Below are 20317 nucleotides of genomic sequence, written 5' to 3'. Positions count from 1 at the left end.
GGCGACGGGACCGCGGGGGACCGTAAGGAGCGGGGCTTCCCGGAGCCGACCGCGCGGAGCGGGGGCGGGCAGCGGCACCGGACGCGTGGGAGGGGGCGCGAGGATGGGGTCGCCCGAGAGGGGGCGGGGGTGAGGGCGGCGCGCAGGACGTCGCGCAGGACACCGCTGGATCTGGCCGCGCTGCTCGTCGGCGTGGTCATCGGCTTCGGTACGAACCTCGTGACGGCGGACCCCGCCGGATGGTGGGGGCCGCTGCCGCTGGTCGAGCGGTACGCCGCCGTCTGGCTCCCGCTCGGCATAGGGGCGGTCGTCACGGTGGAACTGACACGGCGCCGAGCGGAGCGGCGCCGCGTGCCCTGGCCCCGGACGGAGAGCCCGTACCCGGGACTCGAACCCTACGGGCCGGGCCGGGCGGAGGTGTTCTTCGGCCGCGAGGCGGAGACGGACGAGGCCGTGGCCCTGCTGACCGAGGGCCGCGCGGCGGGGCAGCGCTGGGTCACCGTCGTCGGCCCTTCCGGCAGCGGAAAGTCGTCCCTCATCGCCGCAGGAGTCCTGCCGCGCCTGCGGCACCACCGCACGGTGCTCGGGCCGTTGCGCCCGGGCACCGTGCCCTTCCTCGCCCTCGCCCACGCTCTGCTCGCAGGTCACCCGACCGCTCCGGACGAAGTGCGGCGGCTCGCCACCGGCCTGCGCGCCGAAGCCCTGGCCCTGGCAGCCGCGCCGGGCCGACACCACCCCACCGCCCTGTCCGCCGCTCTCTTGACGGCCCAGGGGCACGGGGGCCGCACCGTTCTGGCCGTGGACCAGCTGGAGGACGTCTTCCGTCTGGTGCCGGAGGACGAGTGCGCCCTCTTCCTCGGCCTGCTGCGGGCGGCGCTGCGGACCCACCCCCAGCTCCACGTCCTCGCCGCGCTGCCCACTGAGAACCTGCGCGAGGCGGCCACGGGCCCGTACGCGGACCTCTTCCGCGCCCGGGTGCTGCTCCCTCCCCTGGGCGCGGTGCAGACCCGTGCGGTGATCACCGGCCCCGCTCGGGCGGCCGGAGTGGACATCGACGCCGAAGTGGTGGAACTCCTCGCCGCCGAGGCGACCGCGGGCAACACCCTGCCGCTCCTCGGCCAGCTGCTGCGCGACCTCTACGAGGCGGCGGCGCCCCGCTCCGTCATCGGTCTCGAACTCCTCGCTGACAGAGGGCCGTTGGCCGAGGCCATCGGGCGTCACGCGGAAGCCGCGTACCTGCGCATCGCCGAGGACCACCCGCCGGAGGCGATCGACGCGCTCCTGCTGAGGTTCGTCTCCTGGGACGAACGCGACTGTGCGCGCCGGTTCGTGGCCGCGGACGTCCTGGACGGAGCGCAGCGGGAGATCGTCGACGCGCTGCGCGACGCCCGCCTGCTCGCGGAGACCGCCTCCGGCGACGCCTTCGACTTCGTGCACGAGGCCGTCCTGCGGCACTGGCCGCGCCTGCGCGCCCTCATCACCCGGCACGAGGAGACGCTGCGCCTGATCACGGACCTCGAACGCCGGGCGGCCGCCTGGCTGGCGCAGGGCAGGACCGCGGAAGACCTGCTGCGCGGCCGTCACCTCGCCCGGGCCGGGGAGGTGACGGCCGAGCACGACGTGTCGGCCGCGGTCCGCGACTTGGTCGCGGCCTCCCGGCGGCAGCAGCAGCGCGAGGCCGACGAGCGGGCGGACGCCCTGGCCGTGTCGGCTCAACAGGTGTACGCCGCCGGGGAGGACCCGGCCCTCGCGCTCGCCCTGGCCGCGACCGCCGTGCGCGAGGTCAGCGCCACACCGGCAGCTGTGCTGACGCTCTGGGCCGCCCTCCGGCCACCCGAGACCGAGCGCCTCGCCCTCGGACACGCCGGGCGGATCCTCGCGCTCGGCTGGGACCGGGCATCCAGGACACTGCGGACCATCGGCGAGGACGGGCAGCTCGCCACGTGGACGCTCGAGGGCGACCTCGTCGGCCAGGAGGACGTGGGGCTCGGCCAGTTGGTCAAGGCCGGGTTCGGCGGTGGCGACACGTACTGGGCGGCGGCGCGGCGGCCGGGGCTGGTGGCGGTCCGGCGGTTCGGAGCAGCCGGACCCGTGGTGACGACGGACGCCTTCGGGCCGAACGCGGTGGCGGTCTCGCGCGACGGCCGGTGGGTCGCGGCCTGCGGCTCCAGCATCTCCGTGACGGAACTCGCCGCCACCGCTGACGGCCCGGCATCCAGGTGGACCCTGGACGTCCAGGGGGCGTCGGGGCTGACGTGGTCACCCGACGCGACCCACCTGTTGGTCATCGAGTACGACACGCTGCGCATGGTGCGGAGAGCGGACGCGACGACGCTCTGGACGCTCCCCCCGCGCGGCACCCGCGGGCTGCTCCGGGAAACCTGCGTCGACTGGTCCCCGGACGGCGAGAAGGTCGTGTCGGGGGCCGGTCAGGCCCTCGGCGTCGTGTCCGTCCGGGACGGTGGGACCGCCGTGGAACGGACGACGGCCGGGGCGATCCTGGCCCTCGCTTGGTCCCCCGACGGCCAGTTCCTCGCGGTCGCCGAGGCGTCGGCGTCCGGCACCCGCATTCAGGTGTGTGATGCCACCTCCCTGGCGGAGTGCGGGACGGTCGCCCTGCGCGAGCGTGTCGACGCCGTCCTGTGGAGCGGTGACGCCACGCGGTTGGTATGGGTGTCGGGCGCCGACGTCGGAGTCTGGGAGGTGTCCACCGGGTACCGGAACGCCCTCGCCACCGGGACGTTGAGGGGCGTGTCCTGGAACGGAGACCGCGTGGCCGTCACCGCGGGGCGCTCCGGGACCGTACGGATCGTCCGTACGGGAACCTCGTCGAGACCCGTGCGGGTCATGGCGGCGGAAGACCCCCGACCGGCCGGGGTGGCATGGCAGCCGGTCGGTGACCTCCTCGCCGTCGCGTTCAAGGACCGGGTCGAGATCTGGGACACGGCACCGAGGACACGCACCGCCCTGCTCCACCCGGTCTCGAACGTGCCCGCGGTCTGCGCGTGGTCCCCGGACGGCACGGCACTGGCCACGCTGGGGCGGGACTTCTGGCTGCGGGAGGCTCCCCGCGTCGAGGTGTGGGACCCCGTGACGGGACACCGCGTCGCGGTCATGGACGGCGAGGACCGGCTGAGCGGTGCCCTGGCGTGGTGTCCGGACGGCAGCGCGCTCGCCGGGGCGACGCGGGACGGGCTGCTCCTCGTATGGGACCCGCGGACGGGGGATCGGACGGCCGCCGTCCGGACCGCGGCCGGCGCGGTGAGCGCGCTGTGCTGGGCTCCCGAGAGCCGGGCGGTCGCTCTGCTGGGGCAGGACTGCCACGTCAGCGTCTACGACGTGGACTCGGGCGACGCACTCGTCCGCTCGGTCCGCGGCGGCAGTGGCGCCGCACGCGTGGCGTGGTCGCCGGACGGCCGCTACTTGGCGACCACCGGTATCCGTCGGGTGCGGTTCTGGCTGGCCGCCACGGGGGAGTGCCTGGCGGTGGGGCTGGTGGAGGTCGCGGTGGCCCTCGACGCCCGCTGGCTCGACAGCCGCCGCTTCGCGGTGACCGGCGAGGACCACGTCCGGTACACGTGGTCGCTGCCCGAGCGCTGCGACGCGGCCGTGGGCGCGTCCCTCCTGGAGTCCGCAGCCGACGCCCCGCGGGCCCTGACCGCCGAGGAGCGCAGGCGGTTCGGCCCGCAGCTGGAGGGGACCTGACGACGCGTCCGTCCCCGGCGCAGGGCGGCACCGGGGACGGTATGGGTCCGGCGCGGGCTCAGCGCAGCCGCTCGTACGCGGGCAGCGTCAGGAAGTCCGCGTAGTCGGCGTCCAGGGACACCTGGAGGAGGAGGTCGTGGGCCTCCTGCCACTTGCCCGCCGCGAAGGCGGCCTCGCCGAGGTCGGCGCGGATCGCGGCCAGTTCGGCGGCGGCGACCTCGCGGGTGAGGTCGGCGGTGGCGGTCTGGCCCGTCTCGAAGACGACGCCCGCGTTGATCCACTGCCAGATCTGGGAGCGGGAGATCTCGGCGGTGGCCGCGTCCTCCATGAGGTGGAAGATGGCGACCGCGCCGAGGCCGCGCAGCCAGGCCTCGATGTAGCGGATGCCGACCTGCACGGCGTTGACCAGGCCCGCGTACGTGGGCCTGGCGTCGAGCGAGTCGATGGCGATCAGGTCACCGGCGGCGACGGACACGTCCTCGCGGAGGCGGTCCTTCTGGTTCGGCTTGTCGCCGAGGACCTTGTCGAAGGACTCCATGGCGATCGGCACGAGGTCGGGGTGGGCGACCCAGGAGCCGTCGAAGCCGTCGCCCGCCTCGCGGTCCTTGTCGGCGCGGACCTTCTCGAAGGCGACCTTGTTGACCTCGGCGTCCTTGCGGGACGGGATGAAGGCCGCCATGCCGCCGATGGCGTGCGCGCCGCGCTTGTGGCAGGTGCGCACGAGCAGTTCGGTGTAGGCGCGCATGAACGGGGCCGTCATCGTGACCGCGTTGCGGTCCGGCAGGACGAACTTCTGGCCGCCGTCACGGAAGTTCTTGACGATGGAGAAGAGGTAGTCCCAGCGGCCCGCGTTCAGGCCCGACGCGTGGTCGCGCAGTTCGTAGAGGATCTCCTCCATCTCGTACGCGGCCGTGATCGTCTCGATGAGGACGGTGGCGCGCACGGTGCCCTGAGGGATGCCGACGTAGTCCTGCGCGAAGACGAAGATCTCGTTCCAGAGGCGGGCCTCCAGGTGCGACTCCGTCTTCGGGAGGTAGAAGTACGGGCCCTTGCCGAGGTCGAGCAGGCGCCGGGCGTTGTGGAAGAAGTACAGGCCGAAGTCGACGAGGGCGCCCGGCACGGCGCGTCCCGCCTCGTCCGTGAGGTGGCGCTCGTCCAGGTGCCAGCCGCGCGGCCGCATCACGACCGTGGCGAGCGAGTCCGCGTCCTTGAGGGCGTACGACTTGCCGGTGCGTTCGTCGGTGAAGTCGATGCGGCGCTCGTAGGCGTCGGTGAGGTTGAGCTGGCCGAGGACCACGTTCTCCCAGGTGGGGGCGGAGGCGTCCTCGAAGTCGGCGAGCCAGACCTTCGCGCCCGAGTTGAGCGCGTTGATGGTCATCTTGCGGTCGGTGGGGCCGGTGATCTCCACCCGGCGGTCGTTCAGGGCGGCCGGGGCGGGCGCCACCCTCCAGGAGTCGTCCGCGCGGACGGCGGCGGTCTGGGGCAGGAAGTCCAGGGACGACGTACGGGCGATCTCGGCGCGCCGCTCGGCGCGGCGGGCCAGGAGCTCGTCGCGGCGCGGCGTGAACCGCCGGTGCAGCTCGGCCACGAAGGCGAGGGCCGCCGGGGTGAGGACCTCTTCCTGCCGGGGCAGGGGCTCGGCGTCGACGATGGCCAGCGGGGACGGCGCTGGTGCGGACATGAGCTGTCACTTCCTTCAGCGAGCGGGCTTCACGGGCGGCGCGGCCGTGGGGGCGGGACGGCCGTCGGCCCGGCACCGTGGCACCGCGTGCCACGGTGCCGGGACACGGCCGCGGGCGCCGCCCACCGGGTCAGGCGCTTCTGAACAGTGGATACTAGTTTCCTCATAGTGGAAGTTCAATCGTTTGTTGATGTCGAGATTCTCTTCGTCGACAGAACGCGGCGCAGAGTGCCACCGCCGTCACTCCCAGTGGACCAGGGCTCCGCCGGGGCGGCCAGGGGGCACCGGCGCCCCGCCCGTCACTCCAGCCGCTCCAGGTCCGAGAACGTGTCGATGTCGTACGGCTCCGCGATGTCGCCGCACTCCACGAGCGTGAGCGCGCCCGCGTGCTCCTTGAGGTAGGCGCGCGCCCCCTGGTCGCCCGTCGCGGCCGCCGCGACGCCGTCCCAGTGGTCCGCGCCGAAAAGGACCGGATGCCCGCGCTCGCCGCCGTACGCGGCCGCCGCGAGGTCCGCGGGGGAGCGGTGCGCGGCGAGCAGCCGGGCCACCGCGGCCGCGCCGACGCCGGGCTGGTCCACGAGCGTCACCAGCGCCGCCCGCGCCTCGGTGCCGGACAGCGACGCCAGGCCCGCGCGCAGCGAACTCCCCATCCCCTCCCGCCAGTCCGGGTTGTCCACGAGTGCGCATCCCGGGAGCGTCGCCTGCTCCCGTACGACGTCGGCGGTGGCCCCGAGCACGATGTGCACGCGGGTGCAGCCGCCCTCGCGCAGGGCCCGCGCGGCGCGCTCCACGAACAGCTCCCCGCGGTGTTCGAGCAGGGCCTTCGGGCAGCCGCCCAGGCGCCGCCCGCCGCCCGCGGCGAGCAGGAGCCCGGCGACCTCGGCGGCGGGGGCGGACGGGGTGGGTGACAGTGATTCGGTCATGACCCTTGCTTACCGCATGCCTTCTGGGGACCCTGTTCCGGCCGGGGCGTGGCCGAAAGATGCGGCTGCCGCACAACGACGTGCGAGGGGGAGAGCTGTGTTGCGGAGCGTGGGGCGGAGAGTGGCGACGGGCGGCTGCGAGGATCCGCGGGTGACGGAGCTGCGCGCCGCGGTGTCCCGGCTGCGCCGTGAACTGGCCTCCTACCCCGGGGAGTTCCCCGATCGGGCGATCGCCGAGGACGAGCTGGCGGCGCTGGCCGCGATGGCGGCGGCGGGGGCGCCCGATCTCCGCCGGTTGCGGAGGTCCCTCTTACTGGTCGCGGGGTCGATCGGCTCGGTCAGTGCCTTGACGGGGGCGTTGGGTGGGGTGCGTGGCGCGGTGGAGCGGTTCCGCGAGCCCCGTGCCTGATCCCTCGCGGGTGCGCCCCAGACCCGCCCCTTCCCGATCCGGGGGCTGCCGCCCCCGTGCCCCCGCTTTTTTCGGCGCTGCGCGCCTCGTCCTCAAACGCCGGACGGGCTGAAAGATCTCCGGCTCGAGCCAGCGTAAGAATCAGCCTCTCCGGCGTTTGAGGAGCGGGGGTCTGGGGGCGGAGCCCCCAGGAAGCGGGCGCCGCCCGCGCGGGCTACGCCACCCAGTCGCCGGGCCGGGGCGTGCCCAGCGGGGCCTCGAGGTCGCCCGAGAAGGCGGCGGCCAGGCGAGTGGCCGCGTCGTCGCACTGCTGGGGCGGCAGCGTGAAGGGAATCCGCAGCCGGTGCTCATGCGTACCGGGATCCGCACCGAACCGCGAGCCCCCCTCGATCCGCACCCCCTGCCCCAGCGCGGCCCGAGCCACCGCGGAGGCGACCGGCGCCCCCAGGTCCACCCACAAGGAGAGCCCGCCGGGCGGCAGCTGCCAGCGCCACTCGGGCAGGTGCCGGGCCAGGGCCGCCGCGAGCGCCGCCCGCGAGGCCCGCAGCGCGGCGATCCGCGCGCGCAGCGTCGCGTCCATGCCGTCGAGCAGGTGCAGCGCCACGAGTTGCTCGATCACCGGCGTGGCCATGTCCGACGGCACCCGCGCCATGGCCAGCTCCGTGATCAGACGGGACCCGGCCCGCACCCACCCGATGCGCAGGCCGCCCCAGTGCGACTTGCTCAACGACCCCACGGTGACGACCTGTTCGGCCGCGCCGTGCGGCGCGAGCGAGGCGAACGGCGCGGGCGGCGGCACGTCCAGGGCGATGTCGGCGATGGTCTCGTCGACGAGCAGCCAGGTGCCCGTCGCACGGGCGGCCTGAAGGATCCGCACCCGCTGCTCCCGGCCCATCAGGGCCCCCGTCGGATTCTGGAAGTCCGGTACGAGGTAGGCGATGCGGGGCGCCGCCTGCCGCAGCGTCGACTCGATCAGGTCGGTGTCCCAGCCCGCGTCGGTGACGGGCACGGGCGTGGCGCGCAGGCCCGCACGCCGGATCGCGTCGAGCGCGTTGGGGTACGACGGGTTCTCGACCAGGGCCCGGTCGCCGGGGCGCCCGAGCAGCGCGAGGGCGAGGGAGATCGCGTGCTGGGCGCCGGTCGTGATGAGGATCTGGTCCGGCAGCGTCGGCAGGCCCCGGCGCGTGAACCGCTCCGCGACCGCCGCGCGCAACTCCGGTAGCCCGTAGGGGTGGTAGCCCGCCGTCGGGACGTGCTCGGGCAGCCGGGCGGCGGCCGCCGCGAGCGCCGCGCTCAGCTCCGCCTGGGGCGCGGGCGGCGCGGCCACCGCCAGGTCGATGATCCCGTCGCCGACGGGGAACGCCGCCACGCTGGCCGGGCGGCGGCCCTCCGGCAGCTCCGTCCAGGTGCTCGCGCCCCGGCGGCTGCGCGCGAACCCGCCGTCGCGCAGCAGGTCGTACGCCGCCGTGACCGTGGCCCGGCTGACACCCAGTGCCGTCGCCAGCTCGCGCTCGGCGGGCAGCCGGGTGTGCAGCGGGACGCGGCCGTCGAGCAGCAGGGTGCGGACCGCCTGGGCGAGGGCGCGGTAGCCCGGCCGGTCCCCGGCCAGGTCCGTCACCAGACCGGCGAGCCGCGCCCCGCCGAGCCGCCGGTCCACGGAGTGGACCACGTGCGCCTCCGCCATGCCAGATCCTCCCGATTGGCCCTGCTGTCCAGGCCAATCACCCTACACACTCGGGATCAGCCGCCGTTTTGGCCGACGTGCTGGCCTGGCGGCGGTAGGAGAGACGTACGAGGAGACGACGTGAACGGCGAGCGGGACGAAGAGACGGCAGGGCCCGGGCGGGTGGTGGTCGGGGTCGGCGGGAACTCGCTGGCGAGCCTCGCCGCGCTGTGGGTCGCCGCGCGGGAGGCGCGGCGCAGTGGGCGGGCGCTGGTCGCGGTGCTCGCGTGGGAGCCGCCGGAGGGGGAGGTGCTGTATCTGCGCCACCCCGACCCGGCGTGGGCCGCGCACTGGCGGGGCGTGGCGCGGGCGCGGCTCGCGGGGGCCTTCGACGAGGCGTTCGGCGGGGGGCCGCCGGGGGTGACGGTGGAGCGGCGGCTGGTGCGGGGGCGGGTGGGGCCCGCGCTGTGCCGGGTGGCCTCTCGGCCCGAGGATCTGTTGGTCGTGGGGGCGCGGGGCGGGTGGTGGCGGGGGCGGATCCGGCGCTACGCCGAGGCGCACGCCGGGTGTCCCGTCCTGGTCGTGCCCGCCCCGGCGGTACCGGTCGCCTTGCGGCGGGCCCTGCGCCGGGCCAGCCCCGCGGACTTCGCGGTGCGCCCCAGACCCGCCCCTTCCCGAACTGGGGCTCCGCCCCGGACCCCGCTCCTCAAACGCCGGAGGGGCTATTCATGGCCCGTCCGGCGCCGAAAGGGGGTCAGGCCGACGGGGCCGAGCTGGCCAGGGCCGTGGAGAGTTCGGCCGCGACCTGCTGGAGGACGGGGACGATGAGGCGCGTGGCCTCGTCGGTGACGCGGCCCGCGGGGCCCGAGATGGAGATCGCCGCGGCCGTGGGGGAGTCGGGGACGGAGACGGCGAGGCAGCGCACACCGATCTCCTGTTCGTTGTCGTCGACCGCGTACCCCGCTCGGCGGACCTCGTCGAGCGCGGCGAGGAAGCCGTCGGCCGTGGTGATGGTCTTCTCCGTGGCGGCGGGCATCCCCGTCCGCGCGAGCAGCGCCCGCACCTCGTCCGGCGGCGTGTGCGCGAGCAGCGCCTTGCCCACCCCGGTGGAGTGCGGCAGGACCCGCCGCCCCACCTCGGTGAACATCCGCATGGAGTGCTTGGACGGCACCTGCGCCACGTACACGACCTCGTCGCCGTCGAGCAGGGCCATGTTCGCCGTCTCGCCGGTCTCCTCGACGAGGCGGGCGAGGTAGGGGCGCGCCCAGGTGCCGAGCAGCCGGGACGCGGACTCGCCGAGGCGGATCAGGCGGGGCCCGAGCGCGTACCGCCGGTTGGGCTGCTGGCGGACGTATCCGCAGGCGACGAGCGTACGCATGAGGCGGTGGATGGTCGGCAGCGGCAGGCCGCTGCTCGCGGACAGCTCGCTGAGGCCGACCTCGCCCCCGGCGTCGGCCATCCGCTCCAGGAGGTCGAAGGCGCGCTCGAGGGACTGGACGCCCCCGCTCGCGGGCGCGGGAGTGGAGGACTTCGCGGCGTCGGTGGTGCTGGCGCTGGACGTCGGCACGGCGCGTTCCTTTCGACTGGCAGGCGGTATGCAGCCTACCGGGCGCCTGCGGGGACGTATCCGGCGCGGGCGGGACGTCCGTGCCGGTCAGTGCGTGTTTGTCCGGTCTCCCGCGAGGCGGTCGGAGCGCCTTCGACGGTATGCGTCGTACATAGCTACGTTCTGAAATACGGAATTGTACTTCCACTTTGTGGAAACGTATAGACCCTTGACGCGGCTCGCGGCGGAGTGAAAACTCCTTCAACAGAACGTTGAATTCCGCTGGTCGGCCGGTAGGGCCGCAGGAGAGAGGGGTCGCGGTGTCCGACGTCGAACTGGTGCTGCGCTCGACGCGCGTCATCACCCCCGAGGGGACGCGCGCCGCGTCCGTCGCCGTCAGCGGCGGCACGATCGTGGCGGTCCGCCCCCACGACGCGCCCGTGGAGCCCGGCGCCCGCCTGGAGGACGTCGGCGACCACGCGCTGCTGCCCGGGCTCGTCGACACGCACGTCCACGTCAACGACCCCGGCCGCACCGAGTGGGAGGGGTTCTGGACGGCCACGCGCGCGGCCGCGGCCGGTGGCATCACCACGCTCGTCGACATGCCGCTCAACTCCCTGCCGCCGACGACGACCGTCGGCCACCTCCGTACGAAGCAAGCCGTCGCCCGGCCCAAGGCGCACGTCGACGTCGGCTTCTGGGGCGGCGCGCTGCCCGACAACGTGAAGGACCTCAGGGCCCTGCACGACGCGGGCGTGTACGGCTTCAAGTGCTTCCTCTCGCCCTCGGGCGTGGACGAGTTCCCGGAGCTCGACCAGAACCAACTGGCCGCCTCCATGGGGGAGATCGCCGGGTTCGGCGGGCTGCTCATCGTGCACGCCGAGGACCCGCGCGAGCTGGCCGCGGCGCCCGCCCGCGGCGGACCCAAGTACGCGGACTACCTGGCGACACGGCCGCGCGTCTGTGAGGACACCGCCATCGAGGGCCTCATCGCCCTGGCCCGGCGCATCGGCGCCCGCGTGCACGTGCTGCACCTGTCGTCGTCCGACGCGCTGCCGCTGATCGCCGCCGCCAAGCGCGAGGGCGTCAAGCTGACCGTCGAGACCTGCCCGCACTACCTCACGCTCACCGCCGAGGAAGTCCCGGACGGGGCCAGCGAGTTCAAGTGCTGCCCGCCCATCCGCGAGGCCGCCAACCAGGACCTGCTGTGGCAGGCGCTCGCCGACGGCACCATCGACTGCGTCGTCACCGACCACTCCCCGTCCACCGCCGAGCTCAAGACGCCGGACTTCGCCACCGCCTGGGGCGGCATCTCCGGGCTCCAGCTCAGCCTGCCCGCCGTGTGGACGGCGGCCCGCGCGCGCGGCCACGGCCTGGAGGACGTGGTGCGCTGGATGTCCACCCACACCGCGCGCCTGGTCGGCCTGGACCGCAAGGGCGCCATCGAGCCCGGCCGCGACGCCGACTTCGCGGTCCTCGCGCCCGACGAGACCTTCACCGTGGACCCCGCCCGGCTCCAGCACCGCAACCGCGTCACCGCGTACGCGGGCAGAACCCTCAGCGGCGTCGTCAAGTCCACCTGGCTGCGGGGGCAACGCATCGTGTCCGAGGGCGAGTTCACCGCCCCCTCGGGCCTCCTACTGGAAAGGAAGAACTGATCACCGTGACGGCGATACCGAGCTTCACCGGCGACGCGAACCCCTACGGCGGCGGCGAGCCCTACGCCGACTACCGCACCGCCGACTTCCCCTTCACCCAGTACGCCAACCTCGCCGACCGGCAGCTCGGCGCCGGAGTCATCGCCGCCAACGACGAGTTCTTCGCGATGCGCGAGAACCTGCTCCTGCCGGGGGCCGCCGAGTTCGACCCCGAGCACTTCGGCCACAAGGGCAAGGTCATGGACGGCTGGGAGACCCGGCGCCGCCGGGGCGTGTCCGCCGAGCGGCCCTGGCCCACCGAGGACGACCACGACTGGGCCCTCGTCCGCCTCGGCGCGCCCGGCGTCGTCCACGGCGTCGTCGTCGACACCGCCCACTTCCGGGGCAACTACCCGCAGGCGGTGTCCATCGAGGGCACGGCCGTCGAGGGCTCGCCGACGCCCGAGGAACTCCTCGCCGACGACGTCAAGTGGACCGTGCTCGTCCCGCGCACGCCCGTCGGGGGCCACGCCGCGAACGGCTTCGCCGTGGACATCGCGCAGCGGTTCACCCACCTGCGCGTCAACCAGCACCCCGACGGCGGCATCGCCCGGCTGCGCGTGTACGGCGAGGTCATCGCCGACCCCGACTGGCTCGCCGCGCTCGGCACCTTCGACGTCGTCGCCCTGGAGAACGGCGGGCAGGTCGAGGACGCCTCCGACCGCTTCTACTCGCCCGCCACCAACACCATCCAGCCCGGGCGCTCACGCAAGATGGACGACGGGTGGGAGACGCGGCGGCGGCGCGACCAGGGGCACGACTGGATCCGCTACCGGCTCGTGGCGCAGGCCTCCGTGCGGGCCCTGGAGATCGACACGGCGTACCTCAAGGGGAACTCGGCGGGGTGGGCCGCCGTGTCCGTGCGCGACGGCGACGACGGCGCGTGGGTGGAGGTCCTGCCGCGCACCCGGCTGCAGCCGGACACGAACCACCGCTTCGTGCTGCCCGAGACCGCCGTCGGCACCCACGCGCGCGTGGACATCTTCCCCGACGGGGGCATCTCCCGGCTCCGCCTCTACGGCCGCCTGACGGAGACGGGCGCCACGACGCTCCGCGCCCGCCACCGCGAACTGGGCTGAGCCCCGCGCTCTTTCGGCGCTGCGCGCCTCGTCCTCAAACGCCGGACGGGCTGAAAGATCTCCGGCTCGGGCCAGCGTAAGAATCAGCCCCTCCGGCGTTTGAGGAGCGGGGGTCTGGGGGCGGAGCCCCCAGGAAGCGGGAAGGGGCGGGTCTGGGGCGCCCCCCCCGCGAGGGCTACGCGGCGTGGCCGCCGTCGACCGACAGCTCCGCCCCGGTCACGTACGCCGCCTCGTCCCCGACGAGATACGCCACCATCGAGGCCACCTCGGCGGGGCTCCCGTAGCGCCCCAGGGCGGTGTCCGCGGCCTGGGCCGCCGCGTAGGGCCCGTCGGCCGGGTTCATGTCGGTGTCGACGGGCCCGGGGTGCACCAGGTTCGCCGTGACGCCCCGCTCACCCAGCTCCCGCGCCAACGCCTTGGTGAGGCCGATGAGCGCCGCCTTGCTGGTGGCGTACAGCGTCCCGCCGGGACCCGGCACCCGCTGGGCCATGCAGCTGCCGATGGAGACGATGCGCCCGCCGCGCGGCAGGCGCGCGGCCGCCGCCTGGGAGGCGAGGAACGCCGCCCGGACGTTCACGGACAGGACGCGGTCGACGTCGGCGAGGCTGAGGGACTCCAGCGGCGCGATGACACCGGCGCCCGCGTTGTTGACCAGGATGTCGAGGCCGCCCAGGTCGTCCGCGGCCCGGGCGACGCAGCCCGCTGCGTCCCCGGCGTCGGCCGCGTCGGCCCGGATCGCGAAGCCGCGCCGCCCGGCCGCCTCGATCTTGGCGACGACCTCACGGGCCGCGTCCTCGCCCCGCACATAGGTGATCGCCACATCGGCGCCGTCCTGGGCCAGACGCAGGGCGATCGCCGCGCCTATGCCGCGGCTGCCGCCGGTGACCAGGGCCTTCTTACCGGTGAGTGAAGACATGTCCGTACCGCGCTTTCACATGGGTTCCTGGTGGCCGCCGGTGGCGGCCCCGTGCTTGCGTGCTCCATCAAAGTCGCGGGCGCGCACCGGAGCTAGCGGGAAACGGACGCCGAGGCACGGGGTGCCGGACGGCGCCCGCAGAGCGATGAGTTCCGGGCGGTGCGAGGGTCGACAAGAGGTGAGGGCGGGCGCGCACGGCGCCCCGTCGGCCACGCGGCACGAGACAGAAGGCGGTCGCCATGAAGATCACGCTCACGCAGTTCCAGACCCTCGACGGCGTCATCCAGGCCCCGGGCGGCCCCGAGGAGGACACCAGCGACGGCTTCCCGCACGGCGGCTGGTCGGTGCCGTACGGGGACGACGACTTCGGCCGCTTCGTCGAGGAGGTGTTCGGCCGGGTGGACGCCTTCCTCCTGGGCAGGCGCACGTACGAGATCTTCGCGGGGTACTGGCCGAAGATGACCGACCCCGCCGACCCGATCGCCTCCCGGCTCAACGCGCTGCCCAAGTACGTGGCGAGCCGCACGCTGACCGGCGCCGACTGGGCGGGCACCGAGATCATCGGCCGTGACGACCTGCTGCGGGACGTGGGCGCGCTCAAGGAGCGGCCCGGCCGCGAGCTCCAGCTGCACGGCAGCGCGGACCTCGCGCGGAGCCTGCTGGCGCACGACCTGATCGACACGCTGCACCTGCTGACGTTCCCGGTGGTCCTCGGCACCGGCAAGCGCCTGTTCGCCGAGGGCGGCCTGCCCACGGCGTTCCGGCACACCGCGTCCCGGACGACGTCCAAGGGCGTCGTGATCACCTCGTACGACCGCGCGGGCCGTCCGGAGTACGGGAGTTACTAGGTACTCGGGCCGCTCCCCAGTCACCAGGGCCGCTCCCTCGGGCAGGTCCTGGGCGGCGCCACGGGCGAGGCCGTCCGTGGCGGGCGGCCGGGCCCGGTTAACTCCAGGGAAATTCCCCGGACTTATGCTCCATTGTCATTGACACATCAACCTCTACGCGCGTCACACTGGGCCCATGCGAATCCCCCCACGGATCAGCCGTCTCGTCAGTGTGTCCGCCCTCGCCGCCGCGTTCCTCGTCGGCGGCTCCGTCACCGGCGTCGCGAACGCCGCCCCGCAGCCGGTCCCGGCCGTCGTCGGCCCGGCCGGGTTCTCCGTCGCCTCGGTTGGCGACATCTGCTACTCGGCCCTGCCCTCGCAGGCCCACGACACGCTCCGCCTGATAGCGGAGAACGGGCCGTTCCCGTACCCGCAGGACGGCACCGTCTTCCAGAACCGGGAGGGCGTCCTGCCGAAGCAGAGCACCGGCTACTACCACGAGTACACCGTCAAGACCCCGGGCTCCTCGACCCGTGGCGCCCGGCGCGTCGTCACCGGCGAGCGCAGCCAGGAGGACTACTACACCGCCGACCACTACCGGACGTTCGACCTGATCGACCGGGGCTGCTGACCGGCGCCCAGGGGGCTCACCGGGTCTTCTCGGTGCTCTCCGCCGCCGCGAACAGGGCGACCGCGAGCACCACGAGCGCGATGCTCAGATACAGCTCGTAGCCGTCGGCGAAGCCCAGGTGCTGGATCACGCCCCAGCCGCGCGCCCAGCCGGTGAACTCGTGCACAAGGCCCGCGGCCCCCTGGACGAGCAGCAGGAAACCGATCCCTTCGAGAAGCTTCTTCATGGCACCGATCCTCGTCCCGCGGACCCCCCACGGACATCGGCCGCGGGGCGAGGGCCACTCCGTCGGGCGGCCGCGCCGGCGCCCGCCGGGATGCGCCCAAAGTCGCGCGTGACGTGACTTTGGTCGACGATCACCGCTGGTGGGAAGCCATCCGACCGGACGGTGCGTAGATTTGTCGCTTGTGAACGACAGCGCTGCCACACGACCGGCCGTCGACGGGGGACGGCCGGTCGGCGTGGACCGCCAAGCCGCGACAGAGCCCCCAGGAGGGGCCGAGCCCGTGATGTCCAGCACCTGGTTCCTGCCCTCGGCCGTCACCGCCGAGCTGGACCCGGACCGCCGCGACGGCGCGGGCGGGCGCGTGCGGCGCACCCTGCGGGACTGGGTCGTCGACTTCGGCTTCTTCCTGGTCGCCGTCGTCATCGGCCTCATCGGCGCGGACAGCGTCGCCAAGAACCCGGCCCTCTCCGACAACACGGTCGCGCTCGACCAGCTCATCGGCGCCGCGTCCTGCGCCGCCGTGTGGCTGCGCAGGCGCTGGCCGGTCGGCCTCGCCGTGGCGATGCTGCTCGTCGGCCTCGTGTCCGACTCCGCGGGCGGCACCGCGCTCGTCGCCTACTTCACGCTCGCCGTGCACCGGCCGTTCAAGTACAGCGCGCTGATCGGCGGCCTCGGGGTGGCCACGCTCCCGGTCTTCTTCTGGGTGCGGCCCGACGGCGAGACGCCGTACCTGGTGTCGGTCGTGCTGACCTCGATGCTCATCCTCGTCGTCCTCGCCTGGGGCATGCTCGTACGCTCCCGGCGCCAGCTCCTGATCGCCCTGCGCGACCGGGCCCGGCGCGCCGAGAACGAGGCCGCGCTCCGCGCCGAGCAGGCCCAGCGGCTCGCCCGCGAGGCCATCGCGCGCGAGATGCACGACGTGCTCGCGCACCGCCTGACGCTGCTCAGCGTGCACGCGGGCGCCCTGGAGTTCCGGCCCGACGCCCCCCAGGCGGAGATCGCCCGCGCCGCGGGCGTCATCCGGGAGAGCGCGCACGAGGCCCTCCAGGACCTGCGCCAGGTCATCGGGGTGCTGCGCGGCGGCGCGGCGGAGACCTCCTCCGGGCGGCCCCAGCCCACCCTCGCGGCCCTGGACACGCTCGTCGCCGAGTCCCGCGACGCGGGCATGAAGGTGGCGCTCGACCTGCGCGTGGCCGACCCCGGGGCGGTGCCCGCCGCGATCGGCCGCACCGCGTACCGCATCGCCCAGGAAGCCCTGACCAACGCCCGCAAGCACGCGCCGGGCGCCGAGGTCACCGTCGCCGTCGCGGGCGCGCCCGACGAGGGCCTGACCGTGACCGTCCGCAACCCGGCGCCCCCCGGCGAGGTGCCGCCCGTGCCCGGCTCGGGCCAGGGGCTCATCGGGCTCACCGAACGGGCGTCGCTCGCGGGCGGACGGCTCTCCCACGGCCCCCGGCAGGGCGGCGGCTTCGTCGTCGAGGCATGGCTGCCCTGGGGGTGAGGCCCTGAGGGGCCCGGCCCTGGAGGCGAGTCCGCCGCCCGGCTACGATCGGCCGCCGCACAGAAGCAAAGGCCCCACAGCAGGGGCGGGCCGTGACGGCTCGGTACCGGAGAGGTGAAGGCAGTGACGGGGGAGAGCGCGCCGGACGACACCGGCCGCCCACAAGAGGGCAAACGGTTCATACGCATACGGCAACGCCTTAAGGCCCGGCGCGGCGCGCTCGCGGTCGGCACCGTGGTCACGCTGCTCGCCGCGGGCCTCGGCACCTGGGCCACGGACACCTGCCCCTTCGACGGCCACGACCGCTACTGCTGGGGCGCCTGGGAGCAGGACAGCGGCCCCGGCATCCTCGGCGACGAGGCCTTCGACGGGGACGACGCCCACAGCCGCACGGCCGAGGAGACCGCGCCCACCCGGGCCCGGCCCCAGGGGCGGTGCGTGCTCGCCGTGCGCTCCGAGCACACCTTCAGCGACGGCGACAAGGGCGTGCAGGACACCCGGGTGACGGTGACGTACGGACCGGCGCCCGCGAAGGCCGCCGCCCGCCTGGAGTGGATCAACACCTTCGTCGGCGGCCGCGCGATGCCGCTGCCCGAGGGGCTGCCCGGCGCCGTCGACGGCAGCCACGGCCTGCTGGTGCTGCCCAAGCGCTGCGACACCCGCGACGGGCGGCCCACCGCCGTCACCCTGCGCGCCGAGGAGAAGGAGCCGGACGACGTCATCGGCGGCACGGACCTCGGCGGCGCCGACGCCGCCGTCGAACTCCTCCTGGCCGCCGCCGACCAGGGCATGCGGGCCGCGGGCTGCGCCCCGGCGCGGCCGCCGCGCGTCACCTCGCCCCTGCTCAGGCTCCCGGAGAAGGACGACACCAGCCCGTCGAGCGCCGTCTGCCGCATCCCGGGTCTCGACGTCGGATCCGGCCTCGGCAGGGAAGCGGCCCTGCGGCTCGTCGCCCAGGTCGGCGCGGTCACCCCGGACAGACAGGCCTGCTCCGTACGGATCGGCCGCTCCCCGCGGCTCGGCGAGCGCGAGGACACCCGGATCTTCGACGCCCTGATGATCCGCGAGCCACGCATCGGCGCGCTGCTCGACGGCGTGACCGGGAGCAGGCCGCCCGCGCGCGGCTGGCGCGGCACCGGCGTCTTCGCCGCCGGGCACCAGGTCGTACGCGCCCGGTGCGCGGGCCGCCCCACGACGTTCCTGATGCTCGGCTCGTCGGCGCGCGACACCGAGGGCTACTTCACCACGTTCACCGACGCGGTGACGCGACGCCTGGGGTGCGCGCCCCTCGCGCCGAAGTCGCCTCCTGCCGCTGGGGAGCACCGATGAGCGAGCACCGCACGACGGCCGCGGCGGACACCGCGGACGGCGGGGGCGACGTGGCGGCCGCCGTCGCGACGGCCGCGCCGCGCCGCCCCTGGTGGCACTGGCGCCAGCTCACGCGCGGCCGCCTGCGGCCCGCGCTCGCCGCCGCCCTCGCCGGGGCGCTGCTCGGCGGCACGGGCGTGGCCTGGCAGGCGCAGGCAGGACCGTTCGCCGAGGAACGGGCCTGCTGGGGCGCGTTCGACGAGGACGACGTGGCCGACCTGTTCCAGGGCAAGCGGGACATCGAGGCCTCCGAGGTGCCCGTCACCACCAGCAGGACCGGCTCCGAAGGGCCCTTTGGGCTCTGCCGGTTGACGTCCCCGCGCGGGGCCCGCGTCACCGCCCGGCTGCACCAGTTGGACGTACGCTTCGGCGGCGCGGGCGACACCTGGGCCGACGAGTACCTGTCCGCGCGCATGACGCCCCTCGGCGGCGGACTGCTCGGCATGGTGTCCGACACGCGCGCGTGGCTCGCGGTCCCCGAAGGCTGCGTCGGCCGCCAGCGCGAGGACGACGGCCCGCTCGTCGTCGACATGGAGACCGGCTGGACGGTGTACGACGACGAGGTCGACACCGACGAACGGGCCCGGCTCGCCCGCGCCGTGGTCACCCTCGTCAACGACTACATGGCGGACCAGGGCTGCACCCGCACCCTCGCCGACCCGACCGAGCGGCTCGGCGCCCCCGCGCGCTTCACCGACGAGAAGCCCGACGCGATCTGCGGCGTCAAGGGCCTGCGCACGCACGACGGAAAGGACGCCGACCACTACCGCCGCCCCCTGGTCACCGCGGGCGACGCCCCCGTGCGCACCTGCGACCGCGACGTCCTCTTCGGCCATCCGTCGCTGCGCCTGATGACGGTCGCGGACCCGCGCCTCGCCGTGCTCTACAAGGACCTCTCCTACGACGGCGGGCAGCGGCGCATCACCGCCGAGGGCGACACCCGCGGGAACTCCCGGGGACACGGCTTCCTCCGCGACGACATGGCCCTCTACCAGGCCGAGTGCCAGACCGGCGACGTCACCTTCCTGATCCGGGCCGACGACGGGGAGCGCGCCGCCGACCTCCGCGCGCTGATGCCCCGTTACGTGGCGGCGGAGGCCGACCGCGTGGGCTGCGGCCCGCTGCGGATCCGGCTGCCCCGGTGACCGCCCCCCGACCCGGACCCCGGCCGGGGCCGGTGACCGGGATCGCTACGGTAGGGCGCATGAAACCGATCAGGCTCCTGCTCGTCGACGACGACCCGCTGGTCCGCGCCGGACTCTCCTTCATGCTCGGCGGCGCCGACGACATCGAGATCGTGGGCGAGGCGGGGGACGGCGGCGAAGTCGCCGCGCTGGTCGGTGAGGTGCGCCCGGACGTCGTCCTCATGGACATCCGGATGCCCACGATGGACGGCCTCGCCGCCACCGAGCTCCTGCGCAAGCGCCCCGACGCCCCCGAGGTCATCGTCCTCACCACGTTCCACGCCGACGAGCAGGTGCTGCGGGCGCTGCGCGCCGGGGCCGCCGGGTTCGTCCTCAAGGACACCGCGCCCGCCGAGATCGTCGCGGCGGTACGGGCCGTGGCCGCGGGGGAGCCCGTGCTCTCGCCCACGGTGACGCAGCAGCTCATCTCCCAGGTGACCGGGGGCGGGCCGCAGCTCGACCGACGGCGGCGCGCCCTCGCGCGCCTCGGTGCCCTCGGGGAGCGGGAGCGGGAGGTCGCCGTGGCGGTGGGCCGGGGCGCCTCCAACGCGGACATCGCGGCGGAGCTGTTCCTGAGCGTGGCCACGGTGAAGGCCCACGTCTCCCGCATCCTGACGAAGCTCGACCTCAACAACCGCGTGCAGATCGCCCTCTTGGTCCACGACGCAGACCTCCTGGACCAGCCCTGACCCTCGCGGTGGCGCCCCAGACCCGCCCCTTCCCGAACCATGGGCTGCCGCCCCTGGCACCCCGCCCTTCATCGCGCTGGCGCGCTCGTCCTCAAACGCCGGACGGGCTGAATACCTACGGCCCGAGCCGGAGACGTTCAGCCCGTCCGGCGTTTGAGGACGAGGCGCGGAGCGCCGAAAAACGGGGGTACGGGGGCGGAGCCCCCGGATCGGGAAGGGGCGGGTCTGGGGCGCACCGCGAGGGAACGGCCCGGTCGTCCCGTTCGTTCCGC

General features: G+C 74.5%; 17 protein-coding genes. 11 read left to right on the top strand and 6 right to left on the bottom strand.

Annotation, left to right across the window (positions count from 1 at the left end):
- Positions 1 to 129: 129 nt before the first annotated feature.
- A complete protein-coding gene (locus tag ACIG3E_RS20300) occupies positions 130 to 3705 on the top strand; it encodes an AAA family ATPase (RefSeq protein ID WP_399618077.1) in 3576 nt (1191 codons plus the stop codon).
- Between the two features lie 58 nt (positions 3706 to 3763).
- Here ACIG3E_RS20300 and aceB read toward each other — a convergent pair whose 3' ends face one another.
- Complete coding sequence (aceB, locus tag ACIG3E_RS20295) at positions 3764 to 5386, bottom strand: malate synthase A (protein WP_399618074.1); 1623 nt, start codon at positions 5384 to 5386, stop codon at positions 3764 to 3766.
- A 299-nt stretch (positions 5387 to 5685) separates the two neighbouring features.
- Complete coding sequence (locus ACIG3E_RS20290) at positions 5686 to 6309, bottom strand: NTP transferase domain-containing protein (protein ID WP_399618071.1); 624 nt, start codon at positions 6307 to 6309, stop codon at positions 5686 to 5688.
- A 97-nt stretch (positions 6310 to 6406) separates the two neighbouring features.
- Between ACIG3E_RS20290 and ACIG3E_RS20285 the strand changes: the two genes are divergently transcribed.
- Positions 6407 to 6718 carry a DUF5955 family protein gene (locus ACIG3E_RS20285; protein ID WP_399618068.1) on the top strand — a complete coding sequence of 104 codons (312 nt, stop codon included), beginning with the start codon at positions 6407 to 6409 and terminating at the stop codon, positions 6716 to 6718.
- A 214-nt stretch (positions 6719 to 6932) separates the two neighbouring features.
- Here the strand turns inward: ACIG3E_RS20285 and ACIG3E_RS20280 are convergent, their stop codons facing one another.
- Positions 6933 to 8402 carry a PLP-dependent aminotransferase family protein gene (locus tag ACIG3E_RS20280; RefSeq protein WP_399618067.1) on the bottom strand — a complete coding sequence of 490 codons (1470 nt, stop codon included), beginning with the start codon at positions 8400 to 8402 and terminating at the stop codon, positions 6933 to 6935.
- Between ACIG3E_RS20280 and ACIG3E_RS20275 the strand changes: the two genes are divergently transcribed.
- Complete coding sequence (locus ACIG3E_RS20275; protein WP_399618064.1) at positions 8379 to 9209, top strand: universal stress protein; 831 nt, start codon at positions 8379 to 8381, stop codon at positions 9207 to 9209. The genes ACIG3E_RS20280 and ACIG3E_RS20275 overlap by 24 nt on opposite strands.
- Here the strand turns inward: ACIG3E_RS20275 and ACIG3E_RS20270 are convergent.
- Positions 9136 to 9948, bottom strand: coding sequence for an IclR family transcriptional regulator (locus ACIG3E_RS20270; RefSeq protein WP_399618062.1), 813 nt, complete (start codon positions 9946 to 9948; stop codon positions 9136 to 9138). The two genes, ACIG3E_RS20275 and ACIG3E_RS20270, sit on opposite strands and share 74 nt — an antisense overlap.
- A 299-nt stretch (positions 9949 to 10247) precedes the next feature.
- Between ACIG3E_RS20270 and allB the strand changes: the two genes are divergently transcribed.
- Positions 10248 to 11585, top strand: a complete 1338-nt coding sequence (allB, locus tag ACIG3E_RS20265) for an allantoinase AllB (RefSeq protein ID WP_399618060.1) — start codon at positions 10248 to 10250, stop codon at positions 11583 to 11585.
- A gap of 5 nt (positions 11586 to 11590) precedes the next feature.
- Entirely contained in the window at positions 11591 to 12703 is a 1113-nt protein-coding gene (gene alc / locus ACIG3E_RS20260; protein WP_399618057.1) for an allantoicase, read from the top strand.
- A gap of 175 nt (positions 12704 to 12878) precedes the next feature.
- Here alc and ACIG3E_RS20255 read toward each other — a convergent pair whose 3' ends face one another.
- Positions 12879 to 13619 carry an SDR family NAD(P)-dependent oxidoreductase gene (locus ACIG3E_RS20255; RefSeq protein ID WP_399618054.1) on the bottom strand — a complete coding sequence of 247 codons (741 nt, stop codon included), beginning with the start codon at positions 13617 to 13619 and terminating at the stop codon, positions 12879 to 12881.
- Between the two features lie 239 nt (positions 13620 to 13858).
- Here ACIG3E_RS20255 and ACIG3E_RS20250 point away from each other — a divergent pair, with 239 nt between their 5' ends.
- Together ACIG3E_RS20250 and ACIG3E_RS20245 are read left to right on the top strand one after the other, a co-directional pair.
- A complete protein-coding gene (locus tag ACIG3E_RS20250; protein WP_399618051.1) occupies positions 13859 to 14467 on the top strand; it encodes a dihydrofolate reductase family protein in 609 nt (202 codons plus the stop codon).
- Between the two features lie 175 nt (positions 14468 to 14642).
- Entirely contained in the window at positions 14643 to 15077 is a 435-nt protein-coding gene (locus ACIG3E_RS20245; RefSeq protein WP_399618048.1) for a ribonuclease domain-containing protein, read from the top strand.
- 16 nt (positions 15078 to 15093) lie between these two features.
- Here ACIG3E_RS20245 and ACIG3E_RS20240 read toward each other — a convergent pair whose 3' ends face one another.
- Complete coding sequence (locus tag ACIG3E_RS20240) at positions 15094 to 15303, bottom strand: hypothetical protein (RefSeq protein ID WP_399618045.1); 210 nt, start codon at positions 15301 to 15303, stop codon at positions 15094 to 15096.
- 283 nt (positions 15304 to 15586) lie between these two features.
- On the opposite strand from ACIG3E_RS20240, the gene ACIG3E_RS20235 reads away from it, so the two are divergent.
- The 4 genes from ACIG3E_RS20235 (at position 15587) to ACIG3E_RS20220 (ending at position 20045) form a co-directional block, all read left to right on the top strand.
- A complete protein-coding gene (locus tag ACIG3E_RS20235) occupies positions 15587 to 16804 on the top strand; it encodes a histidine kinase (RefSeq protein ID WP_399618042.1) in 1218 nt (405 codons plus the stop codon).
- Between the two features lie 123 nt (positions 16805 to 16927).
- Complete coding sequence (locus ACIG3E_RS20230) at positions 16928 to 18133, top strand: hypothetical protein (RefSeq protein WP_399618039.1); 1206 nt, start codon at positions 16928 to 16930, stop codon at positions 18131 to 18133.
- Positions 18130 to 19317, top strand: a complete 1188-nt coding sequence (locus ACIG3E_RS20225; protein ID WP_399618036.1) for a hypothetical protein — start codon at positions 18130 to 18132, stop codon at positions 19315 to 19317. The genes ACIG3E_RS20230 and ACIG3E_RS20225 overlap by 4 nt, the downstream gene beginning before the upstream one ends.
- 59 nt (positions 19318 to 19376) lie before the next feature.
- Positions 19377 to 20045 carry a response regulator gene (locus tag ACIG3E_RS20220; RefSeq protein ID WP_399618034.1) on the top strand — a complete coding sequence of 223 codons (669 nt, stop codon included), beginning with the start codon at positions 19377 to 19379 and terminating at the stop codon, positions 20043 to 20045.
- Positions 20046 to 20317: the final 272 nt, after the last annotated feature.

It is taken from the genome of Streptomyces sp. NPDC053474, from assembly GCF_044544845.1.
Lineage (GTDB): Bacteria > Actinomycetota > Actinomycetes > Streptomycetales > Streptomycetaceae > Streptomyces.
The sequence above is the reverse complement of the archived record's forward strand: the minus strand, read 5'-3'. Positions and strand labels throughout refer to the sequence as shown.